The sequence below is a fragment of the Kribbella amoyensis genome, from assembly GCF_007828865.1.
Lineage (GTDB): Bacteria > Actinomycetota > Actinomycetes > Propionibacteriales > Kribbellaceae > Kribbella > Kribbella amoyensis.
This window is the reverse complement of the sequence record NZ_VIVK01000001.1, coordinates 2,099,546-2,120,114: the sequence shown is the minus strand read 5'-3', so window position 1 is coordinate 2,120,114 and position 20,569 is coordinate 2,099,546. Positions and strand designations below refer to the sequence as shown.

22 protein-coding genes are annotated in these 20,569 nt (G+C 71.0%); 8 read left to right on the top strand and 14 right to left on the bottom strand.

The annotated features are described in order from the left end of the window. Window positions 1–81: 81 nt before the first annotated feature. Together FB561_RS10130 and FB561_RS37820 are read right to left on the bottom strand one after the other, a co-directional pair. Entirely contained in the window at window positions 82–855 is a 774-nt protein-coding gene (locus FB561_RS10130) for a hypothetical protein (protein WP_145805373.1), read from the bottom strand. Beyond that, window positions 848–1,003, bottom strand: a complete 156-nt coding sequence (locus FB561_RS37820; RefSeq protein ID WP_170284536.1) for a hypothetical protein — start codon at window positions 1,001–1,003, stop codon at window positions 848–850. Before FB561_RS37820 ends, FB561_RS10130 begins: the two co-directional genes overlap by 8 nt. A 287-nt stretch (window positions 1,004–1,290) precedes the next feature. Here FB561_RS37820 and FB561_RS10125 point away from each other — a divergent pair, with 287 nt between their 5' ends. The 3 genes from FB561_RS10125 (at window position 1,291) to FB561_RS37815 (ending at window position 4,480) form a co-directional block, all read left to right on the top strand. Next, window positions 1,291–1,785 (top strand): GAF domain-containing protein, encoded by a 495-nt coding sequence (locus FB561_RS10125; protein ID WP_238334748.1) that lies wholly within the window; start codon window positions 1,291–1,293, stop codon window positions 1,783–1,785. Beyond that, the gene (locus FB561_RS10120; RefSeq protein ID WP_145805371.1) at window positions 1,782–2,651 is read left to right on the top strand and encodes an aminoglycoside phosphotransferase family protein; all 870 of its coding nucleotides are present in this window, start codon (window positions 1,782–1,784) and stop codon (window positions 2,649–2,651) included. The genes FB561_RS10125 and FB561_RS10120 overlap by 4 nt, the downstream gene beginning before the upstream one ends. 128 nt (window positions 2,652–2,779) lie before the next feature. Beyond that, window positions 2,780–4,480, top strand: a complete 1,701-nt coding sequence (locus FB561_RS37815) for a caspase family protein (protein ID WP_170284617.1) — start codon at window positions 2,780–2,782, stop codon at window positions 4,478–4,480. Here FB561_RS37815 and FB561_RS10105 read toward each other — a convergent pair. Beyond that, window positions 4,450–4,857, bottom strand: a complete 408-nt coding sequence (locus FB561_RS10105) for a hypothetical protein (RefSeq protein ID WP_145805367.1) — start codon at window positions 4,855–4,857, stop codon at window positions 4,450–4,452. The genes FB561_RS37815 and FB561_RS10105 overlap by 31 nt on opposite strands. A 115-nt stretch (window positions 4,858–4,972) precedes the next feature. Between FB561_RS10105 and FB561_RS10100 the strand changes: the two genes are divergently transcribed. Both FB561_RS10100 and FB561_RS10095 read left to right on the top strand, forming a co-directional pair. Further along, window positions 4,973–5,764, top strand: a complete 792-nt coding sequence (locus FB561_RS10100; RefSeq protein ID WP_145805365.1) for a helix-turn-helix domain-containing protein — start codon at window positions 4,973–4,975, stop codon at window positions 5,762–5,764. Next, window positions 5,764–6,264, top strand: a complete 501-nt coding sequence (locus tag FB561_RS10095) for a DinB family protein (RefSeq protein ID WP_145805363.1) — start codon at window positions 5,764–5,766, stop codon at window positions 6,262–6,264. Before FB561_RS10100 ends, FB561_RS10095 begins: the two co-directional genes overlap by 1 nt. A 12-nt stretch (window positions 6,265–6,276) precedes the next feature. Here FB561_RS10095 and FB561_RS10090 read toward each other — a convergent pair whose 3' ends face one another. Further along, entirely contained in the window at window positions 6,277–7,023 is a 747-nt protein-coding gene (locus FB561_RS10090; protein ID WP_145805361.1) for a hypothetical protein, read from the bottom strand. Continuing rightward, a complete protein-coding gene (locus tag FB561_RS10085) occupies window positions 7,020–7,538 on the bottom strand; it encodes a SigE family RNA polymerase sigma factor (RefSeq protein WP_145805359.1) in 519 nt (172 codons plus the stop codon). Before FB561_RS10085 ends, FB561_RS10090 begins: the two co-directional genes overlap by 4 nt. Before the next feature lie 190 nt (window positions 7,539–7,728). Here FB561_RS10085 and FB561_RS10080 point away from each other — a divergent pair, with 190 nt between their 5' ends. Next, entirely contained in the window at window positions 7,729–8,946 is a 1,218-nt protein-coding gene (locus FB561_RS10080) for a hypothetical protein (RefSeq protein ID WP_145805357.1), read from the top strand. A gap of 64 nt (window positions 8,947–9,010) precedes the next feature. Here FB561_RS10080 and FB561_RS10075 read toward each other — a convergent pair whose 3' ends face one another. The 8 genes from FB561_RS10075 to FB561_RS10040 all read right to left on the bottom strand — a co-directional run bounded on the left by FB561_RS10075 (window position 9,011) and on the right by FB561_RS10040 (window position 17,715). Further along, window positions 9,011–9,715, bottom strand: a complete 705-nt coding sequence (locus FB561_RS10075; protein WP_145805355.1) for a hypothetical protein — start codon at window positions 9,713–9,715, stop codon at window positions 9,011–9,013. Window positions 9,716–9,786: 71 nt separating this feature from the next. Next, window positions 9,787–10,512, bottom strand: coding sequence for a hypothetical protein (locus FB561_RS10070; RefSeq protein WP_145805349.1), 726 nt, complete (start codon window positions 10,510–10,512; stop codon window positions 9,787–9,789). Beyond that, window positions 10,509–11,051: a SigE family RNA polymerase sigma factor gene (locus FB561_RS10065; protein WP_337692296.1), complete on the bottom strand. Its 543-nt coding sequence runs from the start codon at window positions 11,049–11,051 to the stop codon at window positions 10,509–10,511. The genes FB561_RS10070 and FB561_RS10065 overlap by 4 nt, the downstream gene beginning before the upstream one ends. Window positions 11,052–11,874: 823 nt before the next feature. Further along, on the bottom strand, window positions 11,875–13,188 hold the full coding sequence (locus FB561_RS10060; protein ID WP_145805341.1) for a GGDEF domain-containing protein: 1,314 nt from the start codon (window positions 13,186–13,188) through the stop codon (window positions 11,875–11,877). A 110-nt stretch (window positions 13,189–13,298) separates the two neighbouring features. Further along, the gene (locus FB561_RS10055; protein WP_145805333.1) at window positions 13,299–14,831 is read right to left on the bottom strand and encodes a helicase HerA-like domain-containing protein; all 1,533 of its coding nucleotides are present in this window, start codon (window positions 14,829–14,831) and stop codon (window positions 13,299–13,301) included. Between the two features lie 76 nt (window positions 14,832–14,907). Beyond that, on the bottom strand, window positions 14,908–16,425 hold the full coding sequence (locus FB561_RS10050) for a PH domain-containing protein (protein WP_145805325.1): 1,518 nt from the start codon (window positions 16,423–16,425) through the stop codon (window positions 14,908–14,910). Then, complete coding sequence (locus tag FB561_RS10045) at window positions 16,422–16,847, bottom strand: PH domain-containing protein (RefSeq protein WP_202880582.1); 426 nt, start codon at window positions 16,845–16,847, stop codon at window positions 16,422–16,424. The genes FB561_RS10050 and FB561_RS10045 overlap by 4 nt, the downstream gene beginning before the upstream one ends. A 163-nt stretch (window positions 16,848–17,010) precedes the next feature. Further along, window positions 17,011–17,715 (bottom strand): L,D-transpeptidase family protein, encoded by a 705-nt coding sequence (locus FB561_RS10040; RefSeq protein ID WP_145805315.1) that lies wholly within the window; start codon window positions 17,713–17,715, stop codon window positions 17,011–17,013. Window positions 17,716–17,847: 132 nt separating this feature from the next. On the opposite strand from FB561_RS10040, the gene FB561_RS10035 reads away from it, so the two are divergent. Continuing rightward, a complete protein-coding gene (locus FB561_RS10035) occupies window positions 17,848–18,141 on the top strand; it encodes a type II toxin-antitoxin system VapB family antitoxin (protein WP_145805313.1) in 294 nt (97 codons plus the stop codon). Between the two features lie 2 nt (window positions 18,142–18,143). After that, complete coding sequence (locus tag FB561_RS10030) at window positions 18,144–18,707, top strand: LytR C-terminal domain-containing protein (RefSeq protein ID WP_145805311.1); 564 nt, start codon at window positions 18,144–18,146, stop codon at window positions 18,705–18,707. 179 nt (window positions 18,708–18,886) lie between these two features. Here FB561_RS10030 and FB561_RS10025 read toward each other — a convergent pair whose 3' ends face one another. Next, the gene (locus FB561_RS10025) at window positions 18,887–20,395 is read right to left on the bottom strand and encodes a potassium/proton antiporter (protein WP_145805309.1); all 1,509 of its coding nucleotides are present in this window, start codon (window positions 20,393–20,395) and stop codon (window positions 18,887–18,889) included. Window positions 20,396–20,569 lie beyond the last annotated feature (174 nt).

The window sequence follows — 20,569 nt, the reverse complement described above, 5'->3', positions numbered from 1 at the left end:
TGGACCCGTCGAGGCCCCACCGGCTGCTACCGGTGGGGCCTTGTCGTTGCTCCGGCGCCCCGGCCGGGCCGGACGGTTGCGTCAGGCAATGATGGTGTAGCCGTAGCGCTTCATCACCGCGGCGGTGGCGGCGTTGAAGACGCCGGTCGCCGGGAGCCCGAACCGCTGCTGGATCTTCCGGGTCATCTGCTGGAAGTGCAGGTGCCACGGGACCCCGGACGGCGGCCGGACCTCGTGCCGGCCGATCGCCGCGACCTTCGGATGCGCCGCCCAGGCGAGCACCTGGGCCCGGTCGGCACCCCACACCCCGTTCATCGCGTCGTTCTTGCGGGCGTACTCCATCGCGCCGAGCGAGATCGTCCGGTTCGGCGGTGGCGGCAGGTCGACCACCGGCCCCGGTGCGCCCGGGTGGTGCTTGCGGAAGATCTCCCAGGTCATCCCGTAGTACCCGGGCGGTCCGTCGTCGCGGCCGCGGTTGGCCAGCCCGTTCTTCAGCCGCCGGTACTCCGCGATCTGGTGCGCGGCGCCGCGGGACAGGTCCTTGTCGCCGGCCGCGATCGCGTGCACGTGGTACGGCCAGTTGCCCTGTGCCGGCGTCCGCAACCAGGCGGCGAATCCGACCTGCCGGAGTACCAGGACCACCGTCCGGCGCTGGCCCGCGTCGAGGTCGGCGGCGGCCAGATCGACCGCGCCACCCCCGTCGTGAGTCCCGGCCGAGGCGGTCACGCCGCCCTTGTTGTACGAGCCCTGCAGGATGGTGAACTGGAACGTGGCCAGCTTCTCCGCGGCCTGCAACATCGCCACCGTCCGCAGGTTCAGCTGCTTTCCCCGCCAGGTGATCCTTGCCTCAGGCATCGATCTCCTCCGGCGGCGTGGCCAGGATCCGGTCCGCGTCCTCGGCGGCCCCGAGCGCCTCCAGCTCGTCCAGTTCGTCCTCGGTCAGCTCGTCGTCGTGGATCGCGTCGAAGCCGTCCGGCATCGTCCACCCCTTCCCCCGGGTCACGTCCGTGGCCTCCCCTGCCAGCGGAACCGCGGTTCAGCGTAGGTGGGCCCGGTGTCACCGTCCAGGTCGCACCCACGGCCGAACGTATGAGGAACGTGAACTTTTCTCCTGGTGGCGGGTGTGATCGCCCTTCGGCCGGGTACGAGTAGAGATGTCCCGCGGTTCAGTCGGCCCCATTCGGGCATGGGTGGAGCTCACCGAGCCGCGAGTTCTCCCACTGAGGGGCGGGAGAACGACCGACGGCGGCGGGCGTATCCCACGGTGCGCCCGCCCCTGGCGGTGATCCGGTGGCCACCGACTCCAGCCCCGTGCGTATCCCCGTGTACCGGGCGCCTCTGCGCTCCCGTCGCGACGACGTCACCCCGGACTCGACCGTCGACCGCGCCTTGGTACTTGGCCTCTGCGGCTTCGGTGGCATCCTCCGTCCACCGCCCATCGACCTCGACGACGCCGTCGCCGGCCTGGCCGCGGCGTACGACGTGCGCTCGGCACGCAGGCTTCGACGCTTCGCGGAGGTCGCCGACGGCGCTTTCGTCTGGACGCGGGAGCCAGGGGGCGACTATCACCTGGGGCGGATCGAGGGGCCTTGGTTCTATGACGATGCTCCCGAAGCGATCGCTGTTGATCTGGTGCAGGTGCGGCGGTGTTCGTGGCGCGCGGTCGACCCGGTGCGGGTTCCCGGTGGGGTTCAGGAGACGTTCGATCGGGGTGGGCGGAACTTCCAGCGGATCCGTAATCCGGAGGTGGAGATCGCTACCGCGAGGCTAGGGTGCCCGGGGTGATCGAGCTTCCCGCTTCCTTCCTTGCGATGCCGCGATGGTGGTCCGAGGGGCACGAGTGGCTGACCGGGTTGCCTGCTGCTGTCGAGGCGCAGTGTGACTTCTGGGGTTTACGGGCCGACGGCGACGTCCTGCACGGGTCCAACGCGATCGTTCTCCCGGTACTGCGGGACGGGGTGCGGCTGGCGCTGCGGATGTCGCCGCCCGGTGCCGAGGTCGAGGACCAGGCGCGGGCCTTGCGTTGGTGGGCGGGCCGGGGTGTCGTCGAACTGGTGGACGCCCAACCCGACCACGGCGCCCTCCTCCTCGAACGACTGGGCGAGCCACTCACCGAACAACCTTTGGACGAGGTCCTCGGCGTACTCGGGCAGCTGATACGCCGGTTGGCGGTCGCGCCCGATCCGGAGTCCCGCTCGACCGCCGACATCGCGCGGGTCCGCGGTGTGCAGTTGGGGCCCGAGTACGAGCGACTCGGGCGGCCCTTCGACCCGGCGTACCTGCGGGCGGCCGAGCGGATCGCGGACGAGCTGTCGACCGCGGTCACGGATCTCGCCGTCAACGGTGACTTCCACGCGGACCAGGTGCTGCGGGGCGGACGCGAGCCGTGGTTGATGGTGGACCCGGTGCTGTACCGGGGCGAGATCGAGTACGACCTGGCCCGGGTGCTCTGGACGAACGTCGACGCGATGCCGACCGGCGGCGCGATCCTCGAGCACTTCGGCACCGTGGTCGAGACGGCCGGGCTGGACCGGGACCGGGCCCGCGCCTGGGTGGTCTACCGGACCGTGGACTACTGGCTCTGGGGGCTGTCGGCCGGGCTGACCGAGGACCCGGTCCGGTGTGCGCGGCTGCTCGGCACCTTCCTGTAGTGGCAACCCCCTGACGCGGCAGGGGGCTGGCGGTGACAGCGGGTGAGGTGCACAATGCGGGCGAGGGGACCTGGGGAGGGATCGGATGGGGGAAGTCGTCGTCGCGCGGGACCTGAGAGGCGAGTCCGGTGGCCCGTAAGGCGCTCGTCGTGGCCACCGACGAGTACCTCGACACGGGTCTGCGGCAGCTCCGCAGCCCGGGCCGGGACGCCGTCGCGTTGACCGAGGTCCTCGGCGACCCGGCGATCGGCGCCTTCACGGTGACCGTGCTCCGCAACGCCGGAATCCAGGAACTCCGCGAGCAACTGGACGCCTTCTTCTCCACCGCGGACCGCCACGACGAACTGCTCGTGCACTTCTCCTGCCACGGTCTCAAGGACGACGGCAACGACCTGTACCTGGCCGCGTCCGACACCCGCGCCGCGATGCTCGCGTCGACCGGCCTGCCCGCGGACTTCGTCGCCCGGCGGATGCGCGCGAGCCGGGCCCGCAGCATTGCGTTGCTGCTCGACTGTTGCTATGGCGGCGCGTTCGAACGGGGCATGCTGGCCCGCGCCGGATCCGACGTACCGGTGCTCCACTCGTTCAGGCAGGACCATTTGGCCGAGGGTGCCGGGCGGGTCGTGATCACGGCGTCCAGCGCGGTCGAGTACGCGTTCGAGAGCGGCGACCTGACCGAGCAGGGATCGGCCGAGCCGTCCGTGTTCACGGCGGCCGTGGTCGAGGGCATCGCGAGCGGGGAGGCCGATACGGACGGCTCCGGCACGATCAGCGTCCACGAGCTCTTCGCGTACGCCGAGCGCCGGGTCCGCCAGGTGAATCCGCGCCAGACGCCGCACCTGTGGTCCTTCGGGACCCGCGGCGACATCGTCGTGGCCCGGTCTCCGTTGCGCCGGATCACGCCGGCCACGTTACCGGCGTCCGTACAGACCGCGTTGTCCGGTGACCGGATCAGCCGTCTCGGTGCGGTCCACGTGCTGTCCGACCTCGTCGACGATGCCGATCCGGCCATGGCCTTGGCCGCGGTCCAGGCGTTGCAGTACCTGGTCGGTGACGACAGCCGGTCCCTGTCCGAGGCGGCCCGCAATACGTTGCACCGGATCCGGTTAACCGCGGAGCCGAGGGTGGTCGAGGTCGTCGCCGGTTCAGCGGTGCGGGCGGAGGTCGTACTGGGTGGGTCGGCCCTGTCCGTCGCGGCGCGGGTGGAATCGAGCCCGGAGTGGATCGAGGTTCGCCAGGTCGGCGACCACCTGCACCTCACCATCGACACGGCGGACGCGGCCGAGGCGTACATCCAGGCGGCCGGGCCGACCGGGTCCGTCGACATCCGTGTGACGGCGACAGCGCGGGCGATGGAGCCGCCGCCCCGACCGGTACGCCCTGCGCCGGGCGAGGCCCAGTTGCTGGAGTTGCGGCTGTGGATGGCGGCGGCTGCCCTGCAGTTGCTGGTGTTGTTCCTGCCGTTGGACGGTGAGGGTTACCGCCTGATCGGCAGCGGTGACAGCGGTGCCGACTTCTGGCTGTGGTTCGTGGTGTTGCTGGGGACCGCCGGCCTGTTGGCGACCGCCGGAGTCCGTGGGCGCCACCCCGGACCGGGTGGACTCGTGGCCGGGATCGCGGGTCTGTTGCTGTCCGCGTTCTTCACGGTCGGGGCGATCTCCGTCTGGGTGTCCGACGGGGCCGGCGCCGGTAGCTTCGTCGCGGTCCTGGCGACTTTGCTGGCGCTCGCGGCCCTCGTCCTGATGGTGCACCGACGCCGAACCGCGCCGCCGGGCGAACCCGATCGGCGCGCTGCGGATCAGCGGGACTTGCGCAAACCGGTCAGCTGAAGCTCGGCGAACAGCCCGACCGCGGCCGCCTGGGCGATCACGAAGGCGATCCCCAGCCCGGTCAGGTCGACCAGGAAGAGCAGCGCGAGGCTGGCGATCACCCAGGCGACGTTGACGACGATCACCTCGGTCACGGCCGTCCGGTTCAGGGCCGGTCCGCGGCCGATCATCAGCAGGGCGGCGGCCCACAGCAGCAGGAAGGCTCCGGCGCCGAGGCTCAGCCCCAGCGGCAGGCCGAGCGGCCCGTCCAGGGCCCAGCCGGCGGCGAGCAGCAGGACACCGAGCCCGCCGGACGCGACCGCGTCCAGCCGGAGGACCTGGGTGAGGAACCGGCCGGTCACCACGTTGTTGCTGACAGCATCGAGGTTGGTGCTCATCTGGGTTCTCCTTCGAACTCTGTTCCGATGCCGAGAAGCTTGCCGCCGGACCACGGCGATGGTCGATGACGTCCGAGGTAATGGCGATGGTCACCTCAGCGGTTACCGTCGAGCCATGACTGCGATCGCCGAGGAAACCTTCCAGCGCCCGGTCGGGCAGCTGCTCCGCGGCTGGCGGGAGCGCCGCCGGCTCAGCCAGCTCGACCTGGCCAACCGGGTGGACGTCTCCACCCGGCACGTCAGCTTCGTCGAGACCGGTCGCGCCAAGCCGAGCCGTGACATGGTGCTGCGGCTGGCCGAGCACCTCGACGTCCCGCTCCGGGACCGCAACCAGTTGCTGCTCGCGGGTGGGTTCGCCCCGATCTACAGCGAGGCGTCCCTGCACTCGCCGGCGATGCTGGCGATCCGCGAGACACTGCGCCGGCTGCTCAAGGGCCACGACCCGTACCCCGCGCTGGTGGTGGACCGCTGGTGGAACGTGGTCGAGGCGAACGCCGGAATCGCCTTGTTCACCGAGGATGTCGCGCCCGCCCTGCTCGGCGCCCCGATCAACGCGCTCCGGTTGATGCTGCATCCCGACGGCGTCGCCCGGCGGATCACCAACCTGCCCGAGGTCCGCGCGAGCGCGCTGGCGAGCCTGCAACGCCAGGCCGCGAGTACGGCGGATCCGGAGTTGCAGGACCTGTACGAGGAGATCCGCGGGTACGCCGCGGGCGAGCGCGCCGAGTTGCCGGGCCCGGCCGAGGTGGTGATCCCGCTGAAGCTGCGGCACGGGGATCGCGAGCTGTCCCTGCTGACCACGATCGCGACGTTCGGTACGCCGTTGGACGTGACCGTGTCGGAGTTGATGATCGAGCAGTTCTTCCCCGCGGATGAGGCGACGGCCGAGTTCCTGCGGCAGCGCTGATGCTGCCGGACCAGGGGCTCGGTGACACGCGGGAGCTGCACCTCGCGTGGTTGCGGTACTACCGGTCGACCGTCGAGCGGAAGCTGACGGGACTGAGCGAGGAGGAGCTGCGGACCAGCCGGTTGCCGTCCGGGTGGTCACCGCTGGAGTTGCTGCGGCACTTGGTGTTCATGGAGCGACGGTGGATCCGCTGGGGGTTCACCGCCGAGCAGGTGGACGATCCGTGGGGCGATGCGGACGCGGACGACCAATGGCGGCTCGCTCCCGGCGACGACCTCGACGGGTTGCTGGGTCGCCTCCAAGCTGGCGGCGAGCGGACCGAGGAGATCGTGGCCGCGGCCGAGCTCGGTGCGTCGGCCGCGGTCGGTGGGAGATTCGGCGCCGGGGCGGAGGTTCCCACGTTGAACTGGATCCTGTTCCACGTGCTGCAGGAGTACGCACGGCACGTCGGTCAGCTCGATGTTGCCCGCGAGCTGGCCGACGGCCGTACCGGTGAATGAAGGCGAGGATCTCTACTTCTGCGCGCTGGGCGTCGCCTTGGCCGACGGCTCCACCGTGCTCGGGTCCGACGGCTCCTTACTCGGAGTCGGGTACGGCGGCTTCGCCGTGCTCGGGAGCGTCGGCGTCGCGCTCGGATCCGACGGCTCCTCACTCGGAGTCGGGTACGGCGGCTTCGCCGTGCTCGGGAGCGTCGGCGTCGCGCTCGGGTCCGACGGCTCCTCACTCGGTGTCGGGTACGACGGCTTCTCCGTCGGGGCGAGGGAAGGCGTGGCCGGTTCCCGCGGACCATCGCTGGACTCGCACGCCGGCAGCGAGGGCGTCGCGTCCGGGACCGCGGACGGCGTCGCATCCGGCACCGACGGCTTCTCGGTCGGCTGGCCCGGCAGGGACGGCTGCTCGGTCGGCGCGCCCGGTGTGGCCGGCACCGACGGCTTCTCGGTCGCGAGGGACGGCTGGCCGGGGAGCGAGGGCCCCGGGCTCGGCTCCGCGGTGACCGGCACGCAGGTCGGGGCGGCCTTGCTCGGCAGCCCCGTCGACGGGACCGGGTCGCCGGCCACCAGGGTGCGGACGCCGGAGGGCCCGCCGACCGCGGCGGACACCGTCGCGACGGTACCGGCCGCCGCGACCACCCCGGCGGCGGTCAGACCACGCCGGACCCAGGTGAACCGGCGGCCCCGGCGCATCAAGCTGGCCGGGTCCGGCTGCCACGGCTCCAGGTCGTACTCGAGCGCTGCGCGCACCCGCTGCTCGTCGCTCATCTGTGTCCTCCCACTCCGGTTTCGATCAGGTCGGGTGACAGCCGCAGCTTGGTCAGCGCGCGAGACGCGGTGCTCTTGACGGTGCCGAGCGCCATCCCGAGCAGCTCGGCCGTCTCCGCCTCGGAGAGGTCCTGCGAGTACCGCAGCGCCACCACCGCCCGCTCCCGTACGGTCAGTCCGGCGAGCGCCGCCAGGACCGCCTCCCGGGTGTGGACCTCGGCGGCGAAGTCGGCCACGGACCGCTGGTCCCAGTCGTTGTCGACCGGATCGCTGGGGACCTCCTTGGTCCAGCGCCGCCGGACCTGGGAGAGGAACCGGTTCACCAGCACCCTGCGGACGTACCGCAGTGGATCGCTGTCCAGCCGGTGCCATTTCGGGTACGACCGCATCAACGCCTGCTGGACGAGGTCCTCGGCCGTGTGCCGATCGCCGCACAGCATCTCCGCGAACCGGAGCAACGGGGTCGACTGCGCCTGCACGAACCGCTCGAAATCGGCGTCCGCGGCCCGGGTCATCGCGTCTCCTCTGCGTCTGTCACACCGGTCCAAACCCGCTCGGCCATCGAAAAGGTTCTGTCCGGTCAGCAGATCCTTCGAAGAAATTTATTGACGACGCTATACAAGACGGCGGTTCCTTTGTCACATTAGGTGAGCCGGGCCTCGCGCCCGGTAGCCGACACCTCACCGCCCCGGAGGTACACCGCCCATGCGCATCACCCGAAAGTCCCCAGCCGCACTCCTGGCCGTCGCCGCGCTGGCCGCGGCACCCCTGGCCGCCACCGTCCTGCCGAGCGCGGCCAGTACGCCGGACCCGGTCGCCGTCGCCGCGCGTCCGGCCGAGGGATCCACCAACGTCACGGTCGACGGCCACCGGATCATTCTCGGCGACGCCCGGGCCACGATGGGTTCGGCCGAGATCCGGCAGCGCTCCGGGATCGCGAACCTGGATCCCGTCCGCTTCCCCGCCCCCACCTCGGCCGTCGTGGTCGGCTACACCACCGGGACGCCGGACCGCTCGACCGCCGAGGTCGACGTCCGCGCCCTGGTCCGGGACCAGTGGTCGGAGTGGACGCCCGCCAAGCCCGGTACGCCGACCGCGCTGCCCGGCGCCAGCGACCAGGTGCAGCTGCGGATCATCGTCAGCGCGCCCCCGCAAGGCGCGAAGCCGTGGGTCGCCGACGTCACCGTGCAGCCGACCGACCAGGCGGACCCGAGCCGGATGGCGATCCAGGCGGCACCGTTGAGGTCCCGCGTCTTCGCCACCCGCGAGGGCCTGGTCGGCGGGACCACGGCGAACGGCCACGTGATCGTCAACCGGGACCACTTCGTCGCACTGCCGTCGCGCCGCGGCCTGGCGAACAAGGGGTCCGGCAACTACTCGGTCAAGGTGTGCACGACGACCGGGACGATCCGGTGCGCGTTCGAGCCGGTCTGGGACGTCGGCCCGTGGAACACCAAGGACGACTACTGGAACCCGAGCGCCACCCGGGAGATGTGGAAGGACCTGCCGCAGGGCAAGCCGGAAGCGCAGGCCGCGTACCAGAACGGGTACAACGGCGGGAAGGACCAGTTCGGCCGGACCGTGGCGAACCCGGCGGGGATCGACCTGGCCGACGGGACGTTCTGGGACGCGCTCGGCCTGTCGAACAACGCCTGGGTGGACGCCACCTACCTGTGGACCGGTGACGGCGGCCGTGGCACGGTCTCGATCTCGTCCGGCTATCTCAACGTCCGCAGTACGCCGAGCTCCAGCGGCGCCGTGGTCGGGATGGCGGGCAAGGCCGCACAGGTCCCGGTGGAGTGCCAGACCACCGGGCAGAGCGTGTCCGGTTCGCAGGGCACCAGCAACGTCTGGCTGCGGGTCCACGCCGGCATGTACGTCGCGAAGGCCTGGGTGAGCGCCGGGTCCTTCGGCGCCTGCTGAGCCAGGCTCGGAGTACGACAGAACCGCGGGGCCTCCGGAAGCCCCGCGGTTCTGCCTTGCCTGCCTACTTGGCGAGCGGGTCGCCCTTCGCGTCGCCGAACTTGCTCAGCAGCTTGCCGGCCGCGTCGTAGCTGAAGACCGACACCGCCGGCGGCTGCGGACCCGGCGACTTCTTGGCCGCGGGATCCGCGGTCAGCTGCGCGGAGGACTGCACCCAGCCGGGGATCCCGCCGAGCCGGTAGATCTTGCCGTACCAGGCCTTGCTGCCGCGGGTGTAGACCACGGTGCTCACCTCGGCGCTCTGGAAGACCGAGCTGACGACCGGGCCGACACTCTGGATCCCGGGCGTGCTGGGGTCGCCGAGGTTGTCGTTGCCCAAGGTGCGGCGCCAGCCGAACGGCTCGTACGCCGGTTCGCCCGGCACCCGGCTGATCACGGCCCACTCGGTGCCCTTGGTGGCGAAGAACAGGTGCGGCGCGATCTTCACCTCGGCACCGGCCGCGAGCCGGCCGACCGCGGGGCGCTTGTTCTGGAACACGTACTTCGTTGCCTTGGGCGCTGGTTTCGGGTTCGCCGCCGCCACGCGCCCGGCCGGGTTGTCCTGCTGCGGGACCTGCTGGGCCGCGCTGGTTCCCGGGCCGCCCGCGACGGCCTGCTGGTCGGTACCGGTGACGGCGGCGGTGGCGATCATGACGCCGGCGACCGCGGCGGCCGCGAGGCCCGTCGCGACCAGCCGAACGGTCCGCTGCCGGATAGGGGTACTGCGCATTTGGTTGCCCTCCACAAGGATTGGGGTTGCTGTCGGGCTGAAGGACGCCACGCACCCGGCGAAGGGTTCCGTCAACTGTGCAACGGATCCGGGGCAGACCCGAACCGGCCGACCAGCTTGCCGGTCCGGTCGTACGCGAAGACGGAGACGTTCGGCGGGAGCGCGCCGGGCTTCGTCGTGGGATGCGCGTCCAGCTGGACCGAGGCCTGGACCCAGCCGGGGATCCCGGCGAGCCGGTTCACCTTGCCGTACCAGGCCTTGGTGCCGTCCACGTAGATCACGGTGGTCGCCGTCGGGCTGCGGAAGACCGAGGTGTAGATGGCGCCGACGCTCTGCAGGCCGGGCGTGGTGGGGTCACCGAGGTTCTCGTTGCCCATGGTCCGTCGCCAGCCGAACGGCTCGTACGCGGGTTGCCCGGGCTCGCGCACGATCACGGCCCACTCCTCGCCCTTGGTCGCGACCGAGGTGTATTGGCCGATCTTGGTCTCACCGTCCCGCGGTACGGTCCCGACCGGCGGTTCCTCGTTCTGGAACTGGTACCGGCTGGACTGCACCGGCGTCGATGGGCTCGTCGACGGCGTGCCCGCGATCGCCGGCTCCGGCGGCGGACTCGACGTACCGGCGGTCGCCACCGTCACGGCGGCCACGGCAACCACCGCCGCCGAGGCGATCGCGCCCGTGGTGACGATACGGATCCGCTTGCGGCGATGGGCTCCCGCGATCACCTTGGCCGGGTCCAGCGGATCCGTGTCGGCCGGGGTCGATCGGAGGGCGGTCTGGATCTCCTCGTCGTTCATACGTGCTCTCCCACTTCGCTGCCGCTCAACTCGGGGGCCTCGCGCAACTTCCTCAGCGCCCGGGCGTTGGCGCTCTTGATCGTGCCGACCGCGACCCCGAGGACCGCGGCCGTGTCCGCCTCGGTGAGGTCCTCGACGTACCGCAGCACGATGACGGCGCGCTCCCGCCGGGTCAGGTGCCGCAACGCCCGGCCGACCGCGAGCCGCCGGTCCACACCGGCCGCCGGGTCGGTGACGGACCAGGTGAGCTCCGGTTCGAGCTCGGCGGCCCCACCACTCGGCCGCTCACGCCACGGCCGCCGCCGGACCCAGGACAGATGCTGGTTGACCACGGCCTGCCGGACGTACCCGAACGGGTCACCCAGCTCGATCCGGTCCCAGCGCTGGTACGCCTTCTCCAGCGCGGTCTGCACCAGGTCCTCGGCGAGCGCGGGATCGCCACAGAGCATCCGCGCGATGTGGACCAATCGCGCCGACCTGGCCACCACGAACGCGGTGAACTCCTCGTCCCGGCTCTGCCGCATGTCCTCTCCCGTCACCACCCCTTCACCCTCAGGACGCCCAACCCGTACACAAGGTTCTCCCCCAACCCCCGAAACCCCCACTTTGTGCACCAAGCGGCCGAACTGCCGCGCCGCCGCCGACTGAGCGGCGCACAAACTCGCGCTCATCGCGCGGGGGTGCGGGGCGCCGAGGGGGCGCCGGGCGCGGTGGGCCACTTTGTGCGCGAAGTGGTCGAACTGCTGCGCTGCCGACGGCTGAGCGGCGCACAAACTCGCGTTGATGGCGCGGGGGTGCGGGGGCGGGGAGGCACCGGGCGCGGTGGGCCACTTTGTGCACCAAGCGGTCGAACTGCCGCGCCGCCGACAGCTGAGCGGCGCACAAACTCGCGTTGATGGCGCGGGGGGCGCGGGGGCGCGGAGGCGCCGGGCGCGGTGGGCCACTTTGTGCACCAAGCGGTCGAACCGCCGCGCCGCCGACGACTGAGCGGCGCACAAACTCGCGCTCATCGCGGGGCGCGAGGCGCGGGGCGCGGGGCGCGGGGCGCGAGGCACGAGGCGCGAGGCGCGAGGCGCGAGGCGCGGGGGGCGAGGAGGCGCGGGGCGAGGAGGGCCACTTTGTGTACCAAGCGGTCGAACTGCCGCGCCGCCGACGACTGAGCGGCGCACAAACTCGCGCTCATCGCGCGGTGGCCAGGGCCGAGAAGGCGCCGGGCGCGGGCGCGGGGCGCGGTGGGCCACTTTGTGCGCGAAGTGGTCGAACTGCCGCGCCGCCGACGACTGAGCGGCGCACAAAGTCGGGTTGATGGCGCGGGGGGGGTGCGGGGGGCGGGGGGCGGGGGCGGGGGGCGGGGGCGGGGGGTTAGCGGGGTTGGAGGGTGGGGGCGGAGGTTGGGGTGGAGGTAGGGGTGGTGGGGGTGAGGTCGGCGGCCAGGCGGACTCGGTTGCGGCCGGCGGCCTTGGCGGCGTACATCGCGCGGTCGGCGCGGAAGATCAGGTCGTCCACGGTCGTCCCGTCGGACGGGTACACCGCGACGCCGATCGAGACGGTCAGGTGGAACGTGTCCGGGTCCAGCTCGGGATCGTCCAGGACGCCGGCGCACATCGCGGCCAGCGGGCTCGCGGCGACCGCGTTGCGGAGGCGGTCGGCGGTCACCGTCGCGTCGGCGAGATCGGTGTCCGGCAACGCGATCACGAACTCCTCGCCGCCGAACCGGCCGATCACGTCCTTGGCCCGGATCGCGCTGCGCAGGATCGTCGCGACCGCGCGCAGCGCCTCGTCGCCGACCAGGTGGCCGTGGGTGTCGTTGACCTGCTTGAAGTGGTCGATGTCGATCAGCAGCACCGCCATCGGCTCGCGCTGGGTGCGCGCGGTCCGCAGCATCTCCTCGGTCCGCCGCCGCCACCAGTCGACCCGGCCGAGGCTCGTCTTCGGATCGGTCTGCGCCTCGGTCTCCAACTGGCCGAGCAAGAGTGCCCGTTGCGCGGTCAGCATGATCGGGATCGCCACGAACGTGAACCACGGACTGACCAGCGCGGCCCCGGCCAGGACACAGCCGAAGGTGGCCGCGGTCGCGTCGACGCACAGGTCGTCCTTGCTGCCCAGGGTGTCCCGCCGGCCGCTGCCGGGGACGATCAGCGAGATCGCCAGCCCGCAGAGCAGGGTCTCGGTGGCTACGTACGCGATCGCGGCGGCCGTCATCGACACCACCAGGCCGAGCGAACTCGACCCGACCAGGTCGCGGGCGCCGATCAGGACAGCGTGCGCCGCGCCGACCGCGAGAACGTGCACCGCGGTCGAGTACGTCCACCGGTACGGGATGCAGCGGCCGGCCCGGATCCGCCACCAGCCCCGGAGCAGGACGACGACTCCGATGGCGAGGGCGGGGTGCAGGATCAGCGCGGCCGCGATCATCCAGGCCGGGGCGAGGTCCTTGTGCAGGGCGCCGCCACCACGTCGCCGGTGCTCCACCCGGCGGGCCCCTTCGACCGCGATCAAAGCCGACGCGACCAGCGCGCCGACCAGCTCGAGCTCCTGCCAGGACGGCAATTCGGTGAACGCGCGGACGACGTACCCGATCGCGAGCAGGTCGACGAGGACCACCACACCGAACGCCGGGACCGTCAGGGTCCAGAGCGCCCAATTCCGTACCGCTCGCCTACTCTGCGCAACCATCCCTCTCACGGTACGACGAGTGCGGGCTCAGGCCCAATCCACGACGGCGCGCCTGTGGACAACCCGTTGGACGGCTGACGATTCAGTCGTTTGATCAACGATCAGGCGCGTCAGCGCTTCCGTTTCGCGGCTCCGAAGAGACCGCGGACGATCTCCCGGCCGGCCGAGCGGGCGAACTGCTTGAAGGCCGACGAGCCGATCACCTGCTCGACCATCGACTTCTCCTGCTTGCGCGACCGCGGCGCCTCCTGCTGCTGCGGCGCGGGCGCCTCCGCCTCGGCCTGCTCGGCCCCGGCCTGCACCTTCGCCGCGAGCATCTCGTACGCCGACTCGCGGTCCACCACCGCGGAGTACTTCGCGTTGTTCGGCGAGGCGTGGACCGTGGCCGCCAGCTGCTCGGCCGTCGCCGGGGCCATCAGCGACTGCGGTGCGCGGAACCGGGTCCACGCGACCGGGGTCGGCGCGCCCTTCTCGTTCATCACCGTCACGATCGCCTCGCCGATCCCGAGCTGGGTGAGTACCTCGCCCAGGTCGTACGCCGACTTCGGGAACGTGGACACGGTCGCCTTGAGCGCCTTGGCGTCGTTCGGGGTGTGCGCCCGGAGCTGGTGCTGGACCCGCGAACCGAGCTGGGCCAGCACGTCGTCGGGCACGTCCTTCGGGGTCTGGGTGACGAAGAAGACGCCGACGCCCTTGGACCGGATCAGCCGGACCGTCTGCGCGATCGAGTCCAGGAACGCCTTGGACGCGTCGTTGAAGAGCAGGTGCGCCTCGTCGAAGAAGAACACCAGCTTCGGCTTGTCCACGTCGCCCACCTCGGGCAGGTCGTGGAACAGGTCGGCCAGCAGCCACATCAGGAAGGTGGAGAACAGGGCCGGCCGGTCCTGCAGGTTCGGCAGCTCGAGCAGCGAGATCACGCCCTTGCCGTCGCGCTGCTGGAGCAGGTCGGCGGTGTCGAACTCGGGTTCGCCGAAGAACGCGTCCGCGCCCTGGTCGGCGAACCCGATCAGCGCCCGCAGGATCACGCCCGCGGTCGCGCTGGACAGCCCACCGAGCTCCTTCAGGTCGGCCTTGCCCTCGTCACTGGTCAGGTGCTGGATGACGGCCCGCAGGTCCTTCAGGTCCAGCAGGGTCAGGCCGTTCTTGTCGGCATAGTGGAAGATCAGCCCGAGCGACGACTCCTGGACGTCGTTGAGGCCCAGCACCTTTGACAGCAGGACCGGGCCGAACGACGTGATCGTGGCCCGGATCGGGACCCCGGTGCCCTGGCCGCCGAGCGCGTAGAACTCGGTCGGGAACCCGGCCGCCGTCCACTCCTGGCCGATCGCCTTGGTCCGGGCGAGCAGCTTCTCGCTCTCCTGGCCGGGCTGGGAGACGCCGGACAGGTCGCCCTTGATGTCCGCGGCGAACACCGCGACCCCGGCCGCCGACAGCTGCTCGGCCATCAGTTGCAGCGTCTTCGTCTTGCCGGTACCGGTGGCGCCGGCGACCAGACCGTGCCGGTTCACCATCGACAGCGGGATCCGGACCGCCGCCTCCACGGTCGGCGTTCCGTCGACCAGCAGCGCCCCGAGCTCGAGCGCCGGCCCGTCGAACGCGTACCCCTGCTTCACGGTTTCCACGACGTCCGGTGTCTCGGCCATGTCAGCGCTGCCTTTCGAGCGACGAATTCCCCTGCGCTCGGCATGCTAGTGCCTTGGCTCGACCCGAAGGCCGAACTCAGCCGGGTTCGACAAACGGTTCCAGCAGGCCCGGTACCGCGTCGCGGGCGAAGTCGAGCCCTTCGGTGGCGTCGGCGTCGCGCGCGGAGTACGCCCCGGAGCCGGCCGCCGTGATCGCGCTGAAGGTGGCCAGGCCGCGGCGGCGCTGGAAGACGGTCTGCCGGACCCGCCAGCCGAGGACGCCGTCGCGCCGCAGCGCCGCGGTCGACCGGCGGATCGTCCCCGACCGGGTGACCAGATAGTTGCCGGTGATCCCATGACCGAGCGCCCGGTACGAGTCGCGCGCGAGCAGGATCGCCGCCGGGAGCAGCAGGACCGCCAGGATCACGGCCAGCTGGATCAGGACGCTGGTGAGCCACACACCGAGTACGGCCAGGACGGCGACCGGAAGGACGGCCATCGCCAGCGAGATCCGCAGCCGACGGCCCAGGGCGGCGCGCGGATGCGGGGTGAGCTGCGCGGCCGCGGTCGGGGCGACCTTCTCGCGCAGGACCGCGGCGGCGATCCGGTCGGCCACCTCCTTCGGTGCCGGGGGCAACAAGACCTTGTGGTCGGTCTTCTCGTCCTCCTTCTGCCGGACCAGGCCGGTCGCGATCGCGTCCACCCGGGCGGCGCCGACGAGCCGGGCGCCGAGCGGCTCGACCACGTCGACACCGCGGAGCCGGCGTTCCTCGATCGAGATCGACCGGGTGGTGAACAGGCCACGGCGGACCCGGAGCGTGCCGGGCTCGCGGTCCAGCCGGTAGTTCCACCACATCTCGACGAACAGGCCGAGCGAGCCGATCACCCCGAGCACGCCGAGCAGCGCGACCAGGACCAGGATCGCGCCGACCAGCGGGAACCCTGCGAACCGGTCCCGGACCCAGTGGATCAGCTCGTCCTGCAGGGTGAACCACTCCGACACCTGCATCGCCGCACCACCGGCGGCCAGGCCGAGCGTGGGCGCCAAGAACGAGATCGGCGCGTACCGGATCCAGGCCGGGTCGAGCACGGCGAGCGTCCCGTCCGCCTCACCACGCTGCCCCGGCAGCAGTTCGAGGCGGAGCCGCTCCCCCTCCGCGCGGGTGACCGGGCTCAGGGTGAGCGTCCCCTCGCCGGCGTCCGCGTGTTCGCCCGTCCCGATCTTCACCGCGACCAGGCCGAACAGCCGGAGCAGCGGATTCGCGGTCAGGTCGACACTGCGGATCCGCTCCCGCTTGAGCGACCGCCGGTGCAGTACCAGCACGCCCGTGTGCAACTCCGCCCGCTCCACGCCCACCCTGTACTGCGTACGCCGCCACCGCACGTACTCGAGGAGTGCCGCGGCCGCGACGAGCAGTACGGCCGCGGGAACGACCCACGCGAGCGCAGTAAGGACCGACCACCCGGACGCGATGCCGAAGACAGTCGGTACGCCGGCGCTGATCGCCACGCCGGCGCCGAGCACCGCGGCCACATGGACCGCGCGTCCGTCGAGCCGCTGCCAGGTCTGCTCGGAAGAGGGTGCGGCGGTTTCGGTGGTCCCGGGGTCGCTCATGTCGCGTCACCCGGGGTCGCCTGGGTGGTCCGGGTGAGTTGCTCGGCGAGGTCCGCGGCGAGCTCGTGGCCGAGCCCGCGGATCTTCACCGCCCCCTTGGCCGAGGCGGTGGTGACGACGACCGTGGACAGCTTGAACGCCTGTTCGACCGGGCCGCGCAGCGTGTCGACGGTCTGGATCCGTGACATCGGCGCGATCCGCCACTCCTGCCAGAAGTACCCGGCCCGGACGTACACGGCGTCGTCGGTGACCTCCCAGCGGTGCACCCGGTACCACCACAACGGCAGCACGGTCAGGTACGGCAGGCCGATCACGGCGACGACGGCGGCCGGTACCAGCAGCCAGGTCCGCGCGGGTGGGATCAGCAGGCCGAGCAGGACCAGGACCAGGACCGGTGGCCCGAAGACGAGGACCGCGTTCACCCGCCAGACGGCGAGGATACGGCGGTCAAGTGTGTTGGTGGGCGGCCTCAGCCGCACGGAGCCCGACATGATTCCCCAGATCTCGACAGCGGTGAGCGGTCTCGATGCTAAGGCGGCCGGACCCCGTGGGGCGTCCACCGAAAGTCTTACAGTTGTCCATCGATCAGCGGAGCACGACGACCTTCGTCGTGACCGTGGTGAAGGCCCAGATCGTGTCCGACATCGATTTCTGCACCCGGATACAGCCGTGCGAGGCCTTCTTGTTGGTCCCGAGCAGCCAGTCGCCGTGAATCTGCGCGCCGTTGCTCCGGTACGTCGGGATCTGGTGGAACCCGATACCGCACGGCGCGAACCGGACGAAGTTGTTCAGGTAGAGCTTGCCGCCGTCGGTGTTGCGCTTGACCCGGGCCGCGCGGCCGCACTTCGAACCGGTGCTGTACGTGCCCGGGCGCAGGTAGCTCGGGTTGTCGATGATGCCGCCCTGCCGGACGACCTTGCCCTTGGCATCGATCACCCAGAGCCAGTTCTGCCCCTGACTGATCACGATCCGGCGGCCGCCACCGCTCCCGGCCGGAACCGCCCGGACGTCGCACCGCTTGGCCGACGCGGCCATCAACCGGCCGTACGTCGTCCCGCCGAGCGAGCCGTTCTGGGTCATCCTGTTCGCCGCCTGGAACCGGATCGTGGCGGCCTGGGACATCTGGCCGATCTTGCCGTCCACCGGCCCGGCGTAACAGCCCAGCTTGTTCAGCCGGGTCTGGGCCGCCTTGTTCTGCGCGACGGTGAGCGCGTCGGCCGGCAAAGTGGTGCCCGCGATCGCGACGACGACGGTCGCCGCCCCCGCGGCCAGTTTGAACAACGTCTTCATGGATACCCCCTGTGTTGTCCTTCTTTCCCGAGCAGACGCACCGCGGCGAGTAAAGGTTGAGTCTTGATATCGACTTTTCCGGTGACATTCCCGACCTCTCCCCCGACCTTGTGCACCGCTAGACTTCGGGAGGTGATCTTCAAGCGCGTCGGGGAGGAAAGGCCGTACCCCGATCACGGGTACCGGGCCAAGGACTGGTCCGCGCTGCCGCCCAGGCAGGTGCGGCTGGACGAGCTTGTCACCACCAAGGGCACCCTGGACCTGAACGCGCTGCTCGACGAGGACTCCACGTTCTACGGCGACCTGTTCGCCCACGTCGTCGAGTGGAAGGGTGACCTGTACCTCGAGGACGGTCTGCACCGTGCCCTGCGCGCGGCCCTGCAGCAGCGCTCGGTCCTGCACGCGCGGGTCCTGGTCGTGGACTAGCGATGGCCGTCCTCCAGCCCCAGCCGAGACCGCGTTCGCGGATCCACTGGCGGACGCCGGTCACGATGATCGCCCTGCTCGCGATCCTGGCCGGTGGCTTCTGGTGGGGCTGGAAGTCGCTGACCACCAGCAACGCCGAGGCCAACTGCGTCGAGCAGACGCTGCCGAACAACCGGATGGTCCCCAAGCAGGTCGTGGTGAACGTCTACAACGGCGGCGCCAAGGCCGGGACCGCGGGTCGGGTCGGCGAGGAGCTCGAGAAGCGCGGCTTCAACGTCGGCAAGATCGCCAACGAACCCAAGGGCGACAAGATCGACGTCGTCTCCGTCCGCGGCAGCACCGACGACGCCCCCGAGCTGAAGCTGGTCGCGGGCCAGCTGAACCAGAAGGCCCTGACCGTCGGCGACAACCGCCCGGACCACACGGTGGACGTGGTCGTGGGACCAGGCTTCACCAAGCTGAACACCAAGGGCCTGCCGTCGGTGGCAGTCCCCGCGGACAGCATCCACTGCCTCCCCATCGTCCGCCCCACCCAACCGATCCCCAACGGCCAGAACCCGAACTGACCCCGCGGCCAGGGACCGGCAAACCTGACGAGACCTGAACAACCCGACCAGGCCTCGAACACACCTGGCCACGCCTGACACCAAACCGGGACCTTGAACACGACGGGGGCTGTCCCCGGTCCCCAGTACCTGTCCGAGGTTCGGCCGCGGGCGGCGGGAGGGGCGGGGAGCACGCAGGGTCAGTGCTGTTCGCGGCCTCGTTCGCCGAACCAGCCTGCTAGTCTGCCGGCTCTGCTTACTGCGCGTAGTCGGCGGACGGTTTGTTCGCGGAGGGCGTTGGGGGCGACCACCAGGACCGCGTCGCCGGCGCGCAGTACCGTCCTCCGCTCCGGGACGAACGCCTGCTGCTCGCGGATCACCAGCGAGACGGACACGCCGTGCGGCAGCCGGAGTTCGCCGATCTCCACGCCCGCCAACCGGGACTGGCTCGGGATCTGGACCTGGAGCATGTCCGCGCCCAGCGACTCCAGGGGCGCGACGTCGATGTCGACCTCGTGCGCCGCGTTGTCGTCGAGTACTCCGAGCCGCTTGGCCAGCCAGGGCAGCGACGGGCCCTGGAGCAGCGTGAAGAGCAGCACCAGCACGAACACCACGTCGAAGATCCGGTCCGCGTGCGGGACGTGCTCCGCGAGCGGGATCGTCGCCAGCACGATCGGTACGGCGCCGCGCAGCCCCGCCCAAGCGAGGAAGGTCTGTTCTCGCCACGGGATCCGGAACGGCAAGGCCGACAACCAGACGGCCGCGAACCGGCCCACCACCGTCACCGCGATACCGATGACCAGGGCGATCACCACGTCGTTCAGGCGGATCCGGCCCGGTGAGGCGAGCAGGCCGAGCATGACGAACAGGCCGATCTGGGCCAGCCAGGCGATGCCGTCGACGAAGGACCTGGTGGCGACGCGGTGCGGGAGCTCGGCCCGGCCGAGGACGAGGCTGGTCACGTAGACGGCCGCGAAGCCGCTGACGTGGAGGAGGACGGTGCCACCCGCGTACGAGATGACGGCGAGCGAGACGATCGCCAGCGGGTACAGGCCGGCCGAGCCGAGGGCGACGCGGCGGAGCAGCCCGACGCTGACCGCGCCGACCACGAAGCCGAACAGCGCGCCGACGACCAGTTCGTAGATGACCAGGCCGCTGAAGTGCAGGAAGCCCTTGTCGGCGACCTCGCCGGTACTGACCAAGGTGACCAGCAGGACGGTCGGGGCGTCGTTCAGACCGGACTCGGCCTCCAGCGCACCGCGGAGCCGTGGACGGATGGGGACACGGCGCAGTACCGAGAAGACGGCGGCGGCGTCGGTCGGGGACGTGACGGCGCCGAGCAGGACGGCGAGCTGCCAGTCCAGGCCGAGGACGAAATGGGCGACACAGGCCACCACGCCGACGCTGATGGCCACGCCGAGTGTGGCCAGGACGACACCCAGTGGCATCACCGGGCGGACTTCGTTCCAGCGGGTGGTGAGGCCGCCCTCGGTCAGGATGATCACCAGGGCGGCGAAGCCGAGCGCGTGCGCCAGTTCGGCGTTCTCGAACTCGACGCCGAGGCCGGACTCGCCCAGCAGCAGGCCCATCCCGAGGTAGATCAGCAGCGACGGCAGCCCGAGCCGGCCGGACAGCCGCACGGCGACGATGGCCACCAGCAACACCGCGGCGCCGGCGAGCAGGATCCGGTCGAGTTCGTGCACGTCCACAGCGGCCCTTAGGTCGGGGCCTGCATCCTAAACGAGCCGTGCCCGCGGCAACGAATCATCCACGGAACGGAATCACCGGTCGTCGCACCTCCGCCCGGACGGCCCGGAGACAAGCGAAGACCCTGACGCATCACACAGCATCAGGGTCTTCGGCGTAACGTCCGTCCCGAAGAA